Source organism: Paracoccus gahaiensis (assembly GCF_005048225.1).
GTDB lineage: Bacteria > Pseudomonadota > Alphaproteobacteria > Rhodobacterales > Rhodobacteraceae > Paracoccus > Paracoccus gahaiensis.
The window spans coordinates 145,075-162,718 of sequence record NZ_SUNI01000002.1 but is presented as its reverse complement, the minus strand read 5'-3'; the positions used below and the strand labels follow the sequence as shown (position 1 = coordinate 162,718).

At 69.3% G+C, this 17,644-nt stretch carries 18 protein-coding genes; 6 read left to right on the top strand and 12 right to left on the bottom strand.

All coding sequences use genetic code 11. The annotated features are described in order from the left end of the window. Positions 1-101: 101 nt before the first annotated feature. Positions 102-524, top strand: a complete 423-nt coding sequence (locus tag FA743_RS03825; protein WP_136884555.1) for a DUF983 domain-containing protein — start codon at positions 102-104, stop codon at positions 522-524. Between the two features lie 27 nt (positions 525-551). Here the strand turns inward: FA743_RS03825 and FA743_RS03820 are convergent, their stop codons facing one another. Both FA743_RS03820 and lysM read right to left on the bottom strand, forming a co-directional pair. Then, entirely contained in the window at positions 552-2,438 is a 1,887-nt protein-coding gene (locus tag FA743_RS03820) for an acyl-CoA synthetase (protein ID WP_136884554.1), read from the bottom strand. Positions 2,439-2,593: 155 nt separating this feature from the next. Next, positions 2,594-3,091, bottom strand: coding sequence for a peptidoglycan-binding protein LysM (gene lysM, locus FA743_RS03815; protein ID WP_136884553.1), 498 nt, complete (start codon positions 3,089-3,091; stop codon positions 2,594-2,596). 157 nt (positions 3,092-3,248) lie between these two features. Between lysM and FA743_RS03810 the strand changes: the two genes are divergently transcribed. Next, the gene (locus FA743_RS03810; RefSeq protein WP_136884552.1) at positions 3,249-3,794 is read left to right on the top strand and encodes a CAP domain-containing protein; all 546 of its coding nucleotides are present in this window, start codon (positions 3,249-3,251) and stop codon (positions 3,792-3,794) included. Positions 3,795-3,810: 16 nt separating this feature from the next. Here the strand turns inward: FA743_RS03810 and FA743_RS03805 are convergent, their stop codons facing one another. After that, on the bottom strand, positions 3,811-5,625 hold the full coding sequence (locus FA743_RS03805) for an ABC transporter transmembrane domain-containing protein (RefSeq protein WP_136884551.1): 1,815 nt from the start codon (positions 5,623-5,625) through the stop codon (positions 3,811-3,813). Positions 5,626-5,700: 75 nt separating this feature from the next. Beyond that, positions 5,701-6,357 (bottom strand): 5'-methylthioadenosine/S-adenosylhomocysteine nucleosidase, encoded by a 657-nt coding sequence (locus FA743_RS03800; protein WP_136884550.1) that lies wholly within the window; start codon positions 6,355-6,357, stop codon positions 5,701-5,703. Between the two features lie 130 nt (positions 6,358-6,487). Here FA743_RS03800 and zapE point away from each other — a divergent pair, with 130 nt between their 5' ends. After that, positions 6,488-7,639 (top strand): cell division protein ZapE, encoded by a 1,152-nt coding sequence (gene zapE, locus FA743_RS03795; protein WP_136884549.1) that lies wholly within the window; start codon positions 6,488-6,490, stop codon positions 7,637-7,639. Here zapE and FA743_RS03790 read toward each other — a convergent pair. Next, a complete protein-coding gene (locus FA743_RS03790) occupies positions 7,636-8,274 on the bottom strand; it encodes a DsbA family protein (RefSeq protein ID WP_136884548.1) in 639 nt (212 codons plus the stop codon). The two genes, zapE and FA743_RS03790, sit on opposite strands and share 4 nt — an antisense overlap. Positions 8,275-8,330: 56 nt before the next feature. Between FA743_RS03790 and FA743_RS03785 the strand changes: the two genes are divergently transcribed. After that, positions 8,331-8,684, top strand: a complete 354-nt coding sequence (locus FA743_RS03785; RefSeq protein WP_425467162.1) for an HNH endonuclease family protein — start codon at positions 8,331-8,333, stop codon at positions 8,682-8,684. A 27-nt stretch (positions 8,685-8,711) separates the two neighbouring features. On the opposite strand, the gene FA743_RS03780 is transcribed toward FA743_RS03785, so the two are convergent. The 4 genes from FA743_RS03780 to rimO form a co-directional block, all read right to left on the bottom strand. Then, a complete protein-coding gene (locus FA743_RS03780) occupies positions 8,712-9,290 on the bottom strand; it encodes a hypothetical protein (RefSeq protein WP_136884547.1) in 579 nt (192 codons plus the stop codon). 124 nt (positions 9,291-9,414) lie between these two features. Next, positions 9,415-11,070, bottom strand: a complete 1,656-nt coding sequence (gene ettA / locus FA743_RS03775) for an energy-dependent translational throttle protein EttA (RefSeq protein ID WP_136884546.1) — start codon at positions 11,068-11,070, stop codon at positions 9,415-9,417. A 56-nt stretch (positions 11,071-11,126) separates the two neighbouring features. Further along, positions 11,127-12,011: a sulfotransferase family protein gene (locus FA743_RS03770; protein ID WP_136884722.1), complete on the bottom strand. Its 885-nt coding sequence runs from the start codon at positions 12,009-12,011 to the stop codon at positions 11,127-11,129. A 4-nt stretch (positions 12,012-12,015) separates the two neighbouring features. Further along, the gene (rimO, locus tag FA743_RS03765) at positions 12,016-13,389 is read right to left on the bottom strand and encodes a 30S ribosomal protein S12 methylthiotransferase RimO (RefSeq protein WP_169308757.1); all 1,374 of its coding nucleotides are present in this window, start codon (positions 13,387-13,389) and stop codon (positions 12,016-12,018) included. Between the two features lie 122 nt (positions 13,390-13,511). On the opposite strand from rimO, the gene FA743_RS03760 reads away from it, so the two are divergent. Beyond that, positions 13,512-13,979 (top strand): hypothetical protein, encoded by a 468-nt coding sequence (locus FA743_RS03760; protein ID WP_136884544.1) that lies wholly within the window; start codon positions 13,512-13,514, stop codon positions 13,977-13,979. 46 nt (positions 13,980-14,025) lie between these two features. Here FA743_RS03760 and FA743_RS03755 read toward each other — a convergent pair whose 3' ends face one another. From FA743_RS03755 to mnmC2, 3 genes are all read right to left on the bottom strand, one after another. Further along, positions 14,026-14,787, bottom strand: coding sequence for an ABC transporter permease (locus FA743_RS03755; protein ID WP_425467167.1), 762 nt, complete (start codon positions 14,785-14,787; stop codon positions 14,026-14,028). A gap of 2 nt (positions 14,788-14,789) precedes the next feature. Then, on the bottom strand, positions 14,790-15,719 hold the full coding sequence (locus tag FA743_RS03750) for an ABC transporter ATP-binding protein (RefSeq protein ID WP_136884542.1): 930 nt from the start codon (positions 15,717-15,719) through the stop codon (positions 14,790-14,792). A 108-nt stretch (positions 15,720-15,827) separates the two neighbouring features. After that, positions 15,828-16,508 carry a tRNA (5-methylaminomethyl-2-thiouridine)(34)-methyltransferase MnmC2 gene (mnmC2, locus tag FA743_RS03745; RefSeq protein WP_136884541.1) on the bottom strand — a complete coding sequence of 227 codons (681 nt, stop codon included), beginning with the start codon at positions 16,506-16,508 and terminating at the stop codon, positions 15,828-15,830. 38 nt (positions 16,509-16,546) lie between these two features. Between mnmC2 and FA743_RS03740 the strand changes: the two genes are divergently transcribed. Further along, complete coding sequence (locus FA743_RS03740; protein ID WP_342774366.1) at positions 16,547-17,578, top strand: NAD(P)/FAD-dependent oxidoreductase; 1,032 nt, start codon at positions 16,547-16,549, stop codon at positions 17,576-17,578. Positions 17,579-17,644: the final 66 nt, after the last annotated feature.

Sequence of the window (17,644 nt, the reverse complement as noted above, 5' to 3'; positions counted from 1 at the left end):
ACCAGGCGCGCTGCCGGGGTGTTGCCCTCGCTCCAGACCTGCGAGGCGCCATGACGCTCCCCCCTCCGGATGACCAAGGCCCGGACCTCCGGGCATCCATAATGTCCTCTCCGTCCAGTTCAAAACCCGGTGGCCCAAAACCTGGCGCCCCCGCCCCGGACGAACCGCCCCGCGATCCGCGCACGGCGGTCCTGCGCGGCCTTGCCAACCGCTGCCCGAATTGCGGCGAGGGCCAGTTGCTGAAGGGCTTCCTGTCGGTGAATGCCGGATGCGCGCAATGCCACGCCCCGCTTGGCCGCTATCCGGCCGCGGATGGCCCGGCCTTCTTCACCATGACCATCATGCTTCTGGTGCTGATCCCGCTTCTGGGCATCGTCTGGACCGTCTGGCGCCCCGAGCCGCTGACCTTGCTGGCCATCACCGGCATCGTCATGACCCTGATGACGCTGGCGCTGCTGCGCCTGATCAAGGGCGCCTTCATCGGCTATCTCTGGGCCAACAACGAACAGGACCGGGGCGCCTGAGCACCCCGGCCCGGTCCGCAACCCGCCCTAGGACCGGTCCCATTCCCAAGGCGTCGTGAACGCGCCGAGGCGGGTCGTCACCTCGGCCTCGTCGGCGCCCGCGCGGGACAGGCGGGCCACCAGCCCGCGCTTCTTGTCCTCGTGGACATCGAGGACATGGGCGCCGGTCCCCTCCAGCACCCCGTCGAAGACCCGGGCGATGGCCAGCTTGCGCAGCTCGGGCTTGAAGATCTTGCCCACGGCGGTCTTGGGCAGTTCGGGCAGGATCTCGACATGCTTGGGCACGGCGGCGCGCTCGTGGATATGCGTCTTGGCATGGGCCATCAGCTCCCTGACCGAGACCTCGGCCCCCGCCACCAGCTCGACATAGGCGCAGGGCAATTCGCCGGCGAAAGCGTCGGGCTGGCCGATGGCGCCCACGAAGGACACCGCCGGATGGGACAGAAGCCCCTCCTCGATCTCGGCGGGGTCGATATTGTGGCCGCCCCGGATGATCAGGTCCTTGGCCCGGCCCGTGATCCACAGATAGCCATCCGCGTCCAGCCGCCCCAGATCGCCGGTGCGCAGATAGACGTCGTCGCAGAACAGCCGGTGGTTCTTGTCCGCCTCGGTATAGGTCGAGCCGGGGAAGACGCCGGGATTGGCGATGCAGATCTCGCCGACCTCGTCGGTGGCGCATTCCTGCACCTGGCCCGCATCGCCATGGTTGAGGATGCGCACATGGGTATAGGGCAGCGGGATGCCGACCGAGCCCACCTTCTTCTTTCCGTCCACCGGGTTGCAGCTGACCAGGCAGGTCGCCTCGGTCAGGCCATAGCCCTCGGCGATCTCGACCCCGGTGGCGGCCTTGAAGCGGTTGTACAGCTCGATCGGCAGCGGCGCAGACCCCGAGATCGCGGTCTTGAGGCTGCTGACATCGGCATTCACCGGGCGCTGCATCAGCGCCGCGATGGCGGTGGGCACGGTGATCAGGAAAGTCGCCTGCCAGCGCTCGATCAACCCCCAGAAATTGTCGAAGACCCCCTCGCCGCGATAGCCCGCCGGCGTCGGCATGACCATATGCGCGCCCGACGAGATGCAGGACATCAGCACCGGATAGGCCGCGAAGACATGGAACATCGGCAGCGGGCACATCAGCACGTCGGTCTCGTCGAACAGCAGCGTGCCGCCCAGCCAGCCGTTGTAGATCATGCCCGAATACTTGTGCTGCGCGACCTTGGGCGTGCCGGTGGTGCCGCCGGTATGGAAATAGGCGGCGACGCGATCCGTGGCGGGATCGTCGAAGTCCAGCGCCTTGTGGCTGCACGCGCTGGCCGCCGCCTCGAAGTTCAGGACCTTGGCCTTGTGGCGCACCTTCACCCGGGGCCGGATCAGCGGCACGATGAAGCGCTTGGCGCCGCGCAGATGGCGGTTCAGGTCGATCTCGATCACATGGGTCACGTCGGGGGCCTCGGCCACGGCCTCGGCGGCCTTCTGGGCCACGTCGGTCTTGGGGAAGGCCCGCAGCGTCACCAGCACCTTGGCCCGCGTCTCGCGCAGGATGCCGGCGATCTGGCGGGTGTCCAGCAGCGGGTTGATCGGGTTGACGATCCCCGCCGTGGCCCCGGCCAGCAGCACGACCGGGGTCTCGATGCTGTTGGGCAGCAGATAGGCGATGGTGTCGTCCGGCCCCACGCCCAGGCTGCGAAAGAGGTTCGCCGCTTCGGTCACCCGCTCCAGTAGGTCCTGCCAGGACAGGGTGACGGAGGGGTCGCGCGGCCCCGACAGAAGCTGGAACGAGATGGCCGGGCGGTCCGGCACGCGCGTGGCGGTGCGGGCCAGAAACTCGTAGATCGTCACCGGCAGGTCGCGGTCCTCGTAGCGGCTTTCGGCCTCGACCCGGTCGCGGTCATCGTAGCTGCTGAACTTGGCCATGTAGTCCTCTCCTCGCCGGACCGTCGATATGCGGCCCCTCCCGTCGGGCAGGATGGTCTTTTTCAACCGAGCGGAGCAAGGCCCCGACGTATTTGCCCGCGTAAAAACGCCGCGTCAGACAGGGGTCGACGCGGCGTCAGGCCCCTGGGCGCGGATCACGCCTTGGCGGGGATCCGCAGCACCTGACCGGGATAGATCTTGTCGGGATCGCTCAGCATGGGCCGGTTGGCCTCGAAGATGGCATTGTACTGGGTCGCACTGCCCAGATGCTCCTTGGCGATGGCCGACAGCGTCTCGCCCTTTGTCACCGTGTGGAAGACGGGCGGGGGCGCGTCATCGGGCAGGTCCGCCTCGACCTTGGCGATGCCCTGGATGTTGCCGACCGCCAGGATCAGCTTTTCCAGCACCTCGCGGTCGGCCCCGCGGGATTCGACCACCACCGTGTCGCCGCGCAGCCGCAGATGCACGTCACCGGCATCGAGGTTCAGCGATTGCAGCTCGGCCTTCAACGCCGCGACCTTGCGCTGCGTCTCGGCGTCCGGGTCCGCCTTGGGGGCGGCGGCGTCCGCAGAGGGGGTCGAGGGCGCAGGCGCGGCCTCGGCCTTGCCGAAGACGGCCTTGCCGGCATCTTTCACGAAATCCCAGATGGCCATGTCCTGATCGTCCTTTTGCAAACTCGCCCGGGAAACGACGAACCGATGGGTGCGGTTCCGTGACGCACCCCCCGCAGGACACCGGCTGCAGGAAACCGGCTGTTAAGGGGTGGCGTGCCAGGATGGCCCGGGACGATTCCAGGGGCGAGGGGTCAGGATGCGCGCAATCGGCAGGGGCAAGGCGGGACCGGCGCTGGCCGTAACGGCCCTTCTGGCCGCGGGGTGCGGCTCGCAGGTCGCCCCGCCGCCGCCCAAGGATGATCATGCGGTACAGATCGGCCCGCCGGGTGCGGCCAGCTGCCCCAGCACGAGCCCCGCGCAGAATGCCGCCGGGGCCGCCGCCACGAATGCACCGCGCCGCGCGGCGGGACTGGCCCCGGTGGTGCCCGACCCGCTGCTGGCGCGGGTGGCGGCCGCCCATGCCTGCGACATGGCCCGGCGCGGGCGCATGACCCATCTGGGCAGCACGACGACCGGCCCAGCCATGCGGGTGAAGGAAGCGGGCTACCGACCCGCCCTCTCGGCCGAAAACATTGCGGCGGGGCCTTTTTCGCTGACGCGGGTGCTGGCGGAATGGACCGCCTCGCCGGGGCACCGGGCCAATATCCTGCTGCCGCAGATCCGCGATTACGGGCTGGGTCAGGCGCTTGGGCCGGACGGGCGGAACACCTACTGGGTGGCGGTCTATGCCGCGCCGCAATAGCGCGGCGGCCTGCCGGTCAGGCCGTGCGGGCCAGCGCCGGGTCGCCCTGTCGCCCGGGGCCGTCGGTGAACTGCATCCGCGCCAGCCGGGCATACAGCCCGCCTTCGGCCACCAGCTGGTCATGGCTGCCCGTCGCCACGATGCGGCCCTGATCCAGCACCACGATCCGGTCGGCCTGCTTCACGGTCGCCAGACGGTGCGCCACGACAATGGTGGTGCGCCCCTGCGCCAGCCGGTTGACCGCCGCCTGCACCAGCGATTCGGATTCCGCGTCCAGCGCGCTGGTCGCCTCGTCCAGCAGCAGGATCGGCGCGTCGCGCAGCATGGCGCGGGCGATGGCCACGCGCTGGCGCTGCCCCCCCGACAGCATCACGCCGCGTTCGCCCAAGGCCGTCTCGTAGCCCTGCGGCAGGGCGGCGATGAAGTCATGCGCATGGGCGGCGCGCGCCGCCGCCTGCACCTCGGCATCGCTGGCCTCGGGACGGCCAAGCCGGATGTTGTCAGCCGCCGAGGCCGCGAAGATGACCGGGTCCTGTGGCACCAGCGCGATCTGGCCGCGCAGGTCCGTGCGGGCCAGATCGCGCAGGTCGATCCCGTCCAGCGTCACCCGCCCCTCGGCCGGGTCCCAGAACCGCTGGATCAGCTGGATCACCGTGGTCTTGCCCGCACCCGAGGGGCCGACGAGGGCCACCGTCTCTCCGGGGCGGATGGTCAGGTCGATGCCGGCCAGCGCCGCCGCATCGGGGCGCGAGGGAAAGCGGAACCCCACCCCCTGCAGCGCGATCTGGCCGCGCAGGGGCTGCGGCAGGGGCTGCGGATGGGGCGGATCGACCAGCGTGTCCTCGGCCGACAGCAGCTCGGCCAGACGCTCGGTGGCGCCGGCGGCGCGCTGCAATTCGCCCCAGATCTCGGACAGGGCGCCGGCGGCGCTGGACACCAGGATCGCGTAGATGACGAACTGCACCAGCTGGCCCGCGGTCATCGCGCCCTCCTGGACGTCGCGGGCGCCGATCCACAAGACGCCGATGACGCCCGCGAAGATCAGGAAGATCACGATGGCGGTCATCACCGCGCGGGTGGCGATGCGGGTGCGGGCCACGCCGTAGGACTGTTCGGTCACCTCGTCGAAGCGGGCGATGCTGCGCGCCTCGGCGGTATAGGCCTGCACGGTCTGGGCGGCCAGCAGCGTCTCGGACGCGGTCCCCGACGAGGCCGCGATCCAGTCCTGGTTGGCCCGCGACAGCGCCCGCAGCCGCCGTCCCAGCAGGATGATCGGGATCAGGATCGCGGGCACGATCAGCAGCACCATCGCCATCAGCTTGACCGAGGTCCAGGCCAGCATCGCCATGCCGCCCGCCAGGATCAGCATGTTGCGCAGCGCGATGGACAGCGACGAGCCGATGACCGACTGGATCAGCGTCGTGTCGGTGGTGATGCGCGACAGGATCTCTCCGGTCATGACGCGCTCGAAGAAGGCGGGGGACAGGGTGATGACGCGGGCATAGACGGCCTTGCGGATATCGGCCACGACCCGCTCGCCCAAGCGCGTCACGAAGAAATAGCGCGCCGCCGTGCCCAAGGCCAGCGCCGCCACGATCAGCAGCGCGGCGCCGAAATAGCGGTCCAGCAGCCCCGCGCCATCGTCGAAGTTGTCGACCACGCGGCGCGCGGCCAGAGGCAGGATCAGGCTGATGCCCGAGGTGACAACCAGCGCCAGCATCGCCAGCACCACCTGGATGCGATAGGGCTGCACAAAGGGCCACAAGGCCCCGAGGGCGCCCACCTTTCTGCTGGTGGGCCGGTCTTCCTGTTTGCCTGCGCCGCGTGCCATGCCTGCCTGTGCCCGGATGATGTCCCTCGGCCCCGGTCTAGGGCGCCGGGGGGCGGAGGACAAGCGTTGCGGATGTCACGCCGTGAGGTTCAGGGCCGGATCGGCCCGGGCCAGCGCGGCCTCCAGCAGGTCGATCGCGGCGGCCAGCCTGCCGTCGATCAGCTGCAGGTGCCGGGTCCAGTCGGCCAGACCCTCCAGCGCCTCGGCCCCGTCCGAGATGCCGCGCAGCCCGATCAGCGGCACCCCGAAGCGCTGCGCCGCGCGCAGATGGGCAAAGGTCTCCATGTCGACCATGTCCTCGGCGATGGCCGTGTAGGCGGGACCGCTGACGATGTCGGCGCCGGTGGACAGGCTGGCCACGGGCAGGCCGGAAAGGCGATGGGGAATGTCGATCACGCGCGGCAGGTCCAGGAACGGCGTGCAGCCGCGCGCGAAGCCGAGCGCGCTGGCATCCATGTCGCGCCACGCGACCGCGCCCACCTGATAGACCTGCCCCTGCGCCAGCCGCGCCGATCCCGCCGATCCAAGCGAGACGACCAGCCGGGGGCGCACCGTCAGGGCGGCCAATGCGGCGGTCAGTTCCACGGCGGCCTCGACGGGCCCCACGCCGGTCATCAGGGGCCGGATGCGGGCACGCAAGGCCGGGCCGTATTCGGCCTCGGCCGCCATGACGAAGAGGACGGGCAGGCCCGCGATCATGTCGGGGGCGGGCAGGTCGGGGGCGCGGGTCATTCGGACACCTTCGTCGAGGGGTTCGGTCTTCGGGTCGCATGGCGCGGCGGGCCGGGTCAAGCCCGCTGGCCCCTTGCGGCACGGCGCCGGGCTGTGGCAGGGGTGCGGGGTCAATCAGGGGGCATGCCGCATGGGTCAGGTCAGCGATCTCTACTCCCGCAAGGTGGCGGCGGGGCTGCTGCGCGCGGATCCCGCGCAGCAGCAGGTGCTGCCCCATATGGACCATGTGCTGGACCAGATGCAGGCCGCCCCGGCGCCCAAACGCTCGGCCTGGCGGGCCTTCCTGGGCGTGGGCAGCCCCGATCCCGCGCCCGCCGCCAAGGGGCTGTACCTCTGGGGCGGGGTCGGGCGCGGCAAGTCGATGCTGATGGACCTGATGGCCGAGGCAGCGGGCGATATCCCCTGCCGCCGCGTGCATTTCCACGAATTCATGCAGGAGATCCAGGCCGGGCTGAACGAGGCGCGCAAGCGCGGCCAGCAGGACACCGTCCGCCCCGTGGCCGAGAGCGTCGCCCGCCAGACCCGGCTGTTGTGCTTCGACGAGATGCAGATCACCGACATTGCCGATGCGATGATCGTGGGGCGGCTGTTCCAGGTGCTGTTCGACCAGGGGGTGACGGTGGTCACCACCTCGAACCGGGTGCCCGAGGATCTGTACAAGCACGGGCTGAACCGGCAGCTGTTCCTGCCCTTCATCGGCCTGATCCGCGAGCGGATGGAGGTCGTCTGCCTGGACAGCCAGACCGACTATCGCCAGAACCGGCAGGGCGGGCCGGTCTGGTTCGCCCCCGCCGATGCGCAGGCCAAGGCGGCGCTGGACGGCGTCTGGTCCGACCTGACCGGGGACGCGACCCCGGAACCGCTGACCATCGCCGTGCAGGGCCGCAAGGTCACCCTGCCCGCCCATGCAGGCCGCGTGGCGCGCTCCGGCTTCTGGGACCTGTGCGGGCGCCCCCTGGGGGCGGCGGATTACCTGGCGGTGGCGCGGGCGGTGGACGTGCTGCTGATCGACGGCGTGCCACGCCTGTCGGCCTCGAACTATAACGAGGCGCGGCGCTTCGTCACGCTGATCGATGCGCTCTACGAGGCCAAGGTCCGGCTGATCGCCAGCGCCGCCGACGAGCCCGAACAGCTGTACAACGAGGGCGAGGGCAGCTTCGAATTCGAACGCACCGCCAGCCGCCTGCGCGAGATGCAGGATGCGGCCTGGGGACGGCGCGCGGATGCCAGCCCTGAAACCGCCGATCCCACCCCCGAGGCGGCGCGCAGCGGTACCGCCTAGCCGGCCACGCCCATCGTCCGGCGACCGCGCGCGACCAGCTCGCGCAGCTCGTCCAGCGTCATGGCACCGAAGACCGCCTCGTCGCCGCAGATGAAGCTGGGCGTGCCCGCCAGTCCCATGTGATCGGCCAGCATGTGGCTGGTATTGATGTGCCGCTCGATCGGCTCGGCCAGCATGGCCTCGCGCAGCTGGGCCTCGTCCAGCCCGACATCGCGGGCCACGCGCATCACCGTCGCTTCCTCGGCGCGGCCGCGCATGGTCAGAAGCCCCGCATGCATCTGCCAGTAGCGCCCCATCGGCAGCGTCGCCAGCGAGGCGCGGGCCGCGAAATCCGATCCCGGGCCGAAGACCGGCCATTCGCGATAAACCACGCGCAGCTGCGGATCGCTGCTGACCAGCTGCTGGACCAGCGGCAGCATCGTGCGGCAATGCGGGCAGTTGTAGTCGAAGAACTCGGTCAGGGTGATGTCGCCATCCGGGTTGCCCAGCACCGGCGCGGTCGGATCGCGTTCCAGCGCGCGGCGCAGCTCCTCGGGCATGGGATTGGCGCGGGCGGGGGCCTGCGCCAAAGCGGGAAGGGCCGCGAGGGCCGTGGCCGCGGCGGTGGCGGCCAGAAGGGTGCGCCGGGTCGGCATGGCTTGTCCTCTCATCGGGGCATGGTCATATGAAGGGCCTAACGCGAGGGCTGACAATGCGGAAATCACGATCCCTGGACGGCGGCGTCACGTTGCCGTCAGACCTGCCCGGCGCGGAGGATCCCGACGCCGTGGCCGAGGTCCCCGTCTGCCCCCTGTGCCTGCGCCCGATCCCGGCGGATGTGCCACAAAGCCGCCATCACCTGATCCCCAAGCTGCGGGGCGGCAAGGGCGGACCCACGGTGCTGCTGCACCACATCTGCCACAAGACGATCCACAAGACCCTGCGCGAGACCGAGCTGGCCCGCAACGTCAACACCATCGAGGCGCTGCGCGAGCATCCCGATCTGGCGCCCTTCTGGGCCTGGATCGCCAAGCGCCCGCCGGGCTTCGCCGGCAAGACGCGCTGAGGGCCGCATGGCGGCCCTCGGGCAAGATCAGATGGCGGTGGCCTTGACCGCCTCGCGCAGTTCGGGATGCATGACCCAGACGAACTCGCCATCCTCGCGCGCCGCGCCGCTGCGGGCCAGCACGCCGGTCAGCACCTGATCCTCGGCGGGCCCGGTCTCGGGCGCGGTCACGTCCATCGCCTCGGCCATCAGCTTGCCGGCCTTGTTGTAATGCAGGTTGGCGGTCGAGAAGGTGCGATAGCCCGCGACCTCGGCCAGTTCCTGCGCGGTCAGGCCCGCATCGGCGGCGGCCGCATGGGCGCGCAGCATCACCAGCTGCTTGTCGGTCAAGCCCGCGCCGCGCAGCCCGTCGGTGTAATCCTCGACGGTTGGCACGTCGAAGCCCATCGATTCGTCGTGGCGGCGGCGCGACAGGCGCTGCTGGATCTCTTCGTCGATCTGCGCCTTCAGCGCCTCGATGGCCAGGTCGGCATCCTTGCCGGTCGCCTCATGGGCGAAGCCGCGCCCGCCCGCGCCCTGACGCAGGAAGGCGCGCGCCGTCCAGGTTCCGGACAGCTGGCCCGCCTTGAGCATGAATTTGCCGTAGTCGATCGAGATCGTGGCCATCCGGGCCTCCTGTGATGCCGGACGGGACCCGCATCTGCGGCCCCGCCCGGGTGAAGTGAATGCGGACCTCGCCCGGGGGGAGCCGCGACCGCGACGCCCTCGGGCGAACTCCGCCGGTCGCGCCTCAGCGCGTGAACTTCTTGTATTTCACCCGCTTGGGATTGACCGAATCCGGGCCGAGGCGGCGGATCTTGTCTTCCTCGTAGGCTTCGAAATTGCCCTCGAACCATTCGACATGGGCATCGCCCTCGAAGGCCAGGATATGCGTGCACAGCCGGTCCAGGAAGAAGCGGTCGTGCGAGATGATGACCGCGCAGCCGGCGAAATCGTCCAGCGCGGCCTCCAGCGCCTGCAGGGTTTCCACGTCCAGATCGTTGGTCGGTTCGTCCAGCAGCAGCACGTTGCCGCCCGCCTTCAGAAGCTTCGCCATGTGCACGCGGTTGCGTTCGCCGCCCGACAGAGTGCCGACCTTCTTCTGCTGGTCGCTGCCCTTGAAGTTGAACGCGCTGCAATAGGCACGGCTGTTCATCGTCGCATCGCCCAGGGCGATCAGCTCGGCCCCGCCCGAGATTTCCTCCCAGACGTTGTGATTGTCGCCCAGGGCGTCGCGCGACTGGTCGACATAGGACAGCTGCACCGTGTCACCCAAGGTGATCGTGCCCTCGTCGGGCTGCTCCTGCCCGGTCAGCATGCGGAACAGCGTCGATTTGCCAGCGCCGTTGGGGCCGATGACGCCGACGATGCCGCCGGGGGGGATGGTGAAGTCCAGGTTCTCGATCAGCAGCTTGTCGCCCATGGCCTTCTTCAGGCCCACGACCTCGATCACCTTGCCGCCAAGGCGCTCGCCATTGGGGATGATGATCTGCGCGTTGGCGATGCGTTCCTTCTCGGTCTTGTTCGCCATCTCGTTATAGGCGTTGACGCGGGCCTTCTGCTTGGCCTGCCGGGCCTTGGCCCCGGCGCGGATCCATTCCAGCTCGCGCTCCAGCACCTTCTGCTTGGACTTGTCCTCGCGCGCCTCCTGGGCCACGCGCTTGGCCTTGGCCTCCAGCCAGGAGGAATAGTTGCCCTCGTGCGGCAGGCCCCGGCCCCGCTCCAGCTCCAGGATCCACGAGGTGATGTCGTCCAGGAAATAGCGGTCGTGGGTCACGGTCAGGATCGTGCCCTTGTATTCGATCAGGTGCTTCTGCAGCCAGGCGATGGTTTCCGCGTCCAGATGGTTGGTCGGCTCGTCCAGCAGCAGCATGTCGGGCGCTTCCAGCAGCAGCTTGCACAGCGCCACGCGGCGACGCTCGCCGCCCGAGAGGGTTGCGACATCGGCCTCGTCGGGCGGGCAGCGCAGGGCCTCCATCGCGACGTCCACCTGGCTGTCCAGATCCCACAGGTTCTCGGCGTCGATCTGGTCCTGCAGGGCCGACATCTCCTCGGCGGTCTCGTCCGAGTAGTTCATTGCCAACTCGTTGTAGCGGTCCAGCTTGGCCTGCTTCTTGGCCACGCCCAGCATCACGTTGCCGCGCACGTCCAGGGTCTCGTCCAGCTGCGGCTCCTGCGGCAGATAGCCCACGGTCGCGCCCTTGGCGGCCCAGGCCTCGCCGGTGAAGTCCTTGTCGATGCCCGCCATGACGCGCATCAGGCTGGATTTGCCCGAGCCGTTGACGCCCACGACGCCGATCTTGACGCCGGGAAGAAAGTTCAGACGGATGTTCTCGAAGACCTTCTTGCCGCCGGGATAGGTCTTGGACACGCCGTCCATGTGATAGACGAACTGGTTCGATGCCATCGGGAATACTCCTGAGATTTGCCGCCTTGTAAGCCATCGCGCGCGCTGATGGAAGGTCAGCGGATCTCGGCCACGAAATCCTCGCCCATCAGGTCGCGGATCGCCTGCACCTGGGGCGCCAGCCGGGCCTCCAGCGCGGCGACCGCCTGCGGGGGCGGCATCAGGCCCGCCGGATTGGCAAAGACCTTCTGCGTGAGGTTGCCGTAGAAGCACGGGCCGATCTCCAGATAGGCCTCGACCGCGTCCATCACCTCGTGGGGGGCGCGCGCGATGCGGCCGAAGGGGATCACCAGCATGTCGGGATAGCGCGCCAGCCAGCGCGGCAGATAGGCCGCGTAATCGCCGCGCTCGTCCAGGACTGGGTTCGACACCTCGGCCAGCCAGTCGGCATCGGTCGCGGGCGTGCGCTTCTCGCGGCGCAGGTTCATTCGCAACTGCGAGATGGCGCGGTCGACCGGGTGGCGGATCAGATAGATGACGCGCGCCTTGGGCAGGAAATCATGGACCGCCTGCACGCCCTCGTCCGGCAGGCCGGAATATTCGGGGGTGAAGTCCATCGGCATGGCATGCAGGGGCGCGGGCGCGAAGATGCGCTTGTACCAGTGGTTGTGGAACATCCGTCCGCTGGTCACCGCGCTGAGATAGGCGTCGAATTCCGGCGGCATCTCGACCTTGCGCGTCACGTGGCGCTGGCGGATCTCCTGCGGCTTGTTGCGATAGTGCCAGCCGATCCACTTGCGGTGCTCGGGGATGTGCAGGTGGTTGAAATACTGCACCTCCTTGAAGGGCGGGATCCAGACCTGCGGATGCTGGCCCAGCATCTGCGCCAACCAGCTGGTCCCGGCCTTCTGCGCGCCGATGCACAGCGCGCCCGGCTTGCGCGGCTGGCCAGCTGGATCAAAGGCCGGGCTGATGGCCAGCGTGGTGATCACGCGCGCCATCGCCTCATCCATGCGCGAGGGTTCCCCAGAGATCATACTCGCCCGCCTCATCCACCGTCACCTCCACCATATCCCCGGGGGACAGGGCGTCAAACCCCTGATCGATGAACAGGTTACCGTCGATCTCGGGCGCGTCGGCCTTGGTGCGGCAGGTGGCGCCCTCGGCATCGACCTCGTCCACGATCACCTGCATCCGGGTGCCGACCTTGGCGGCCAGCTTGGCGGCGCTGATGGCCTGGGCCTTTTCCATGAAGCGGTCGTAGCGGTCCTGCTTGACCTGAGGGTCCACATGATCGGGCAGGGCATTGGCCCGCGCGCCGCGCACGTTCTCATATTGGAACGCACCGACGCGATCCAGCTGCGCCTCGTCCAGCCAGTCCAGCAGGGTCTGGAACTCGGCCTCGGTCTCGCCGGGATAGCCCACGATGAAGGTCGAGCGCAGGGTGATGTCCGGGCAGACCGCGCGCCAAGCGGCGATCTCGTCCAGCGTCTTCGCGGCGGCCGCAGGGCGGGCCATGCGCCGCAGCACATCCGGATGGGCATGCTGGAAGGGGATGTCGAGGTAGGGCAGCACCAGCCCGTCCGCCATCAGCGGGATCAGGTCGCGCACATGCGGATAGGGATAGACGTAATGCAGCCGCACCCACGCGCCAAGCGAGCCCAGATCGCGCGCCAGATCGGTGATATGGGCGCGGTGGCCGCGTTCGGTCTCGTGCTTGCGGTCGAGGCCGTAGGCGCTGGTGTCCTGGCTGATGACCAGCAACTCCTTGACGCCCGCAGCCACCAGCTTTTCCGCCTCGCGCACGATCGCATGGGCCGGGCGGCTGACCAGACGGCCGCGCATGTCGGGGATGATGCAGAACTTGCAGCGGTGATTGCAGCCTTCCGAGATCTTCAGATAGCTGTAATGGCGCGGCGTCAGGCTGACGCCCGAGGCGGGCAGCAGGTCGATGAAGGGATCGGGCGACGGCGGCACCGCCTTGTGGACCGCGTCCAGCACCTGTTCGTATTGGTGCGGGCCGGTCACGGCCAGCACCTTGGGATGCGCGCCGGTGATGTAGTCAGGCTCGGCGCCCAGGCAGCCGGTGACGATGACGCGGCCGTTCTCGCGCAGCGCCTCGCCGATGGCGTCCAGCGATTCGGCCTTGGCGCTGTCCAGGAACCCGCAGGTATTGACCACCACCGCATCGGCGCCGTGATAGTCGGCGCTGATCGCATAGCCCTCGGCCCGCAGGCGGGTCAGGATGCGCTCGCTGTCGACCAGCGCCTTGGGACAGCCAAGGCTGACCATGCCGATGGTCGGCTGGCCGTCGCGCCGCTGATCGGGGATGCGGGCGCGGGCAAGGTCGGGGCGAAGGTCGGGCGGGTTCTGCTGCATCTGCCGCACATAGGCGATTCGCGGGCGCGGGCCAAGACGCCGCTTGCAACGGGCGGCCCGAACGCCCCACGTTCGCCGGAACGTGATTTCAGTTCCGCCACGTTTTCGCCAAAGGATGCCCCATGATCCACGTCCGACGCCCCCTCGCCCTGCTGGCCATCCCGCTTCTGGCGCTGGCCTGCCTGACGGCGGCCCTGCCCGCCCATGCCCAGGGGGGCCCTTTCATCGACATCAGCGACAACCGCGGCGGCAATGTGCTGCAGATGGTCCAGCGCCGGTCCGAGCTGGAGCGGTCGGGCAAGACCGTGCGCATCCGGGGCTATTGCCGCTCGGCCTGCACGATCCTGACGACGCTGCCCAATGCCTGCCTGGGGCCCCGCGCGCGAATCGGCTTTCACGCCCCGCGCATCCCGAACACGCAGATCATCCCGCCCTATGTCGACCAGATCATGGGCAACTTCTACCGCAACGGCATCCGCGACCGCTGGTTCGGCGGCTGGAACCGCTCGATGGAGATGCAGGTGATCAGCGCCCGCGACTATGTCCGGCTGGACCCGCAGACGCGCATCTGCGACAGCATCCGCCCCTGAGCGGGCACGCTGCGCGCGATCACCCGCCCATCAAGCAGTCGCGCGATCACTCGCGCAGGCGCCAGCCGGTGGCGAAGATCCAGCGGATGATGGCCAGGCAGACCACCACCATGATCGCCACCGCGACCAGCGACACGCCCACCGGCACATCGGCCAGCCCGAAGAACGACCAGCGAAACCCCGAAATCAGGTAGAGAACCGGGTTCAGCTTGGCCACGCCCTCCCAGAAGGGCGGCAGCATGCTGGCCGAGTAGAAGGCCCCGCCCAGGAAGACCAAGGGCATGATGATCATCATCGGCACGATCTGCAGCTGCTCGAAGGACTTGGCCCACAGTCCGATGATGAAGCCCAGAAGGCTGAAGCCCACCGAGGACAGCACCAGGAACGCCACCATCCAGACCGGATGCAGGATATGGACGCCTACGAAGACGAAGCTGGTCACCAGGATCACCAGCGCGATCATGATCGACTTGACGGCGGCGGCGCCCACGAAGCCCATCGTCACCTCGATCCACCCGACCGGCGAAACGAGGTATTCGTAGATCGTGCCGCTGAATTTCGGGAAGTAGATGCCGAAGCTGGCATTGCTGACCGCCTGCTGCAGCACGGTCAGCATCATCAGCCCCGGCACGATGAAGGCGGCGTATTCGACCCCCTCGACCGACTGGATGCGCCCGCCGATGGCCGCACCGAAGACCACGAAATACAAAACCGTGGACAGGACCGGCGAGGCCAGCGACTGCCAGATGGTGCGGAAGAACCGCATCATCTCGTGATGGAAGATGGCCCACACGCCATGCCAGTTGATACTCATGCCGCGTCCTCGGAAACCAGAGACAGAAAGACGTCCTCGAGGCTGGATTGCCGCGTGGACACGTCGCGCACGGTGATGCCGCGCGCGGCCAGATCGCCCAGAAGGCGCGCGATGCCGGTGCGTTCGGCCCGCGTGTCATAGTCGAAAGCCAGCCGCCGCCCGTCATCCGACAGGGTCAGCGCGCGGCCCGCCAGATCGTCGGGAATGGCGGCCAGGGGCGCGTCCAGCTCGATCGATAGGGTCTTCTTGCCGAACTCGCCCATCAGCTGGGCGGTGGGCTTGACCAGCAGCAACCGGCCCTTGGCGATGACGCCGATGCGGTCGGCCATCTCCTCGGCCTCTTCCAGGTAATGGGTCGTCAGGATGATGGTGACGCCCTCGCGGCGCAGATCGCCCACGACCTGCCACATCTCGCGGCGCAGCGCGACGTCGACGCCGGCGGTGGGCTCGTCCAGGAACAGAACCTTCGGCTGGTGCGACAGCGCCTTGGCGATCAGCACCCGGCGCTTCATGCCGCCCGACAGTTCGCGCGTGGCGGCGTCGCGCTTGTCCCACAGCGACAGCGACCGCAGGACGCGCTCGATATAGGCGTCGTCGGCGGGCATCCCGTACAGCCCGCGCGTGAAGCGCACGCAGTTGATGACCTTCTCGAAGGGCTCCAGCGCGATCTCCTGCGGGACCAGCCCGATCAGGCGCCGCGCGGCGCGCCAGTCGGTGCGGATGTCGTGCCCGCCCACCCGGACCGTGCCGCCCGTGGGCGTGACCAGCCCGCAGATGATCGAGATCAGCGTCGTCTTGCCCGCCCCGTTCGGCCCCAGCAGGGCGATGATCTCGCCCTCGTCGATGGACAGGGTCACGTCGTCCAGCGCCTTGGTGCCGCTGCCATAGTCCTTCGACAGATGGTCGATGTCGATGATCGCGCCCATGCGCCTGTCTCCTGCTGATGATGACGGGGGTCGGCGCTGCCGGGCGACCTGCGTCCGGCCCGCAGATAAGCACCCCGGCGCCCGATTGCCAGAGCCCGCGCGTCCGCCCTACCCCCGCAAGACGCCCCGGCTCATGTGCCGCTTGCTCGCGAAGCCCTGCGCGCGGGTGACCTCGAACCCCGCCGCCTGCAGCGCGCGGCGCACATGGCCCGCAGCGGTATAGGTGGCAAAGCTGCCCCCCGGCGCGGTATGGGCCGCGACCTGGCCCATCAGGGCCGCATCCCACATCTCGGGGTTCTTGGCGGGCGAGAACCCGTCCAGGAACCACGCCTCCGCCAACCCCTCCCACTCGGGCAGAACCTCGCGCACATCGCCCGTCACGACACTCAGCTCGACCTGCCCTACACGGATCGTCCCGCCCCCCCAGCCCGCCCGCAGCTCCGTCGCCAGCGCGTCCAGCTCGGGAAAGGCGGCATGGGCCCGGGCCAGCTGCTCCACCGTCATCGGAAAGGCCTCGAAGCTGGTCATCCGCACCGGCACCCGCGCCACCTGCGCCAAGGCCAGCGCGTTCAGCCCGGTGCCGAAGCCCAGCTCGGCCACGTGAAAGCCCGGGCGCAGCCGGTCGGGCAACTCGTTGCCTTGCAGAAAGACGTGCCGCGTCTCGTCCAAGCCTCCGGCCAGGCTGAAATACGGATCCTCGAACCGGGTCGAGACCGGCACGCCGCCGTCGTGCCACTCCAGGTCTGGGGCAGGCTCGTCATCGGGGCGGGGATCGGCTATGGCATCCATCGGGCAAGCTTTCGGGAAAGGGCGCGGCTTTGGCAAGGGTGATCCATGTGGCCGGGGCGGGCATCTTCGGGCTGTCCTGCGCCTGGATGCTGGCCCGCCGGGGCGCCACGGTCCGGGTGTTCGAGGCGCAGCATGTCGGCGCGGGCGCCTCGGGCGGGCATGTCGGCGCGCTGGCCCCCCATGCGCCGGACAACTGGAACCCCAAGAAGGCGCTGCAGCTGCAAAGCCTGCTGGCCGCCCCGGCTTTGTGGGCCGAGGTCGAGGAGGCCGCGGGCCTGCCCTCGGGCTACGGGCGGACCGGGCGGCTGCAGCCCGTGCCGGATGACCAGACGGCCGAGCGCCTGCAGGACCGCATCGCCGCCGCCGCGCAGCACTGGCCCCGGGACATGGGCATGTCCCTGACCCGCGACCCGCAGGCGGCGCTGATCCCCGACAGCCCCTCGGGCATCTGGCTGCAGGATGCCCTGACGGCACGCCTGAACCCCCGCGCGGCGCTGGCGGCCCTGGCCGCCGCGATCCGCGCCCGGGGAGGTGAGATCCTCGAGGCCCGCCCCGCCCCCGACCCCGCGCCCGACGATGCCCCCATGATCTGGGCCACCGGCACGCCCGGCCTGCAGGATCTGAACGCCGCGCTGGATCGCCGGATCGGCCAGGGGGTCAAGGGCCAGTCGCTGCTTCTGGCCCATGCCGCGCCGGACAGCCCGCAGGTCTTCGCCGACGGGCTGCACATCGTGCCCCATGCGGACGGCACCACGGCCATCGGCTCGACCTCGGAAAACAGCTACGACCACGACCGCCCCGACCATCAGGCCCAGGACCTGCTGGCCCGCGCCGTCGCGATCTGCCCGGCCCTCGGCGACGCCCCGGTCCTCGACATCTGGGCGGGCCTGCGCCCCCGCGCCCGCTCGCGCGCCCCCGTCCTTGCCCCCTGGCCCGACCGCCCCGGCCATCTGATCGCCAATGGCGGCTTCAAGATCGGCTTCGGCATGGCCCCGCTGATCGCCGATCTGGCCGCGCAGATGCTGCTCGATGACCGCACCGACGTGCCCGACCTCTTCGCCCTGCCCTGACCCCGCCCCCTGCGGCGGTCCGCAAATATCCCGGGGGGGATCGCGGCACGCGATGGGGGGCTGGCC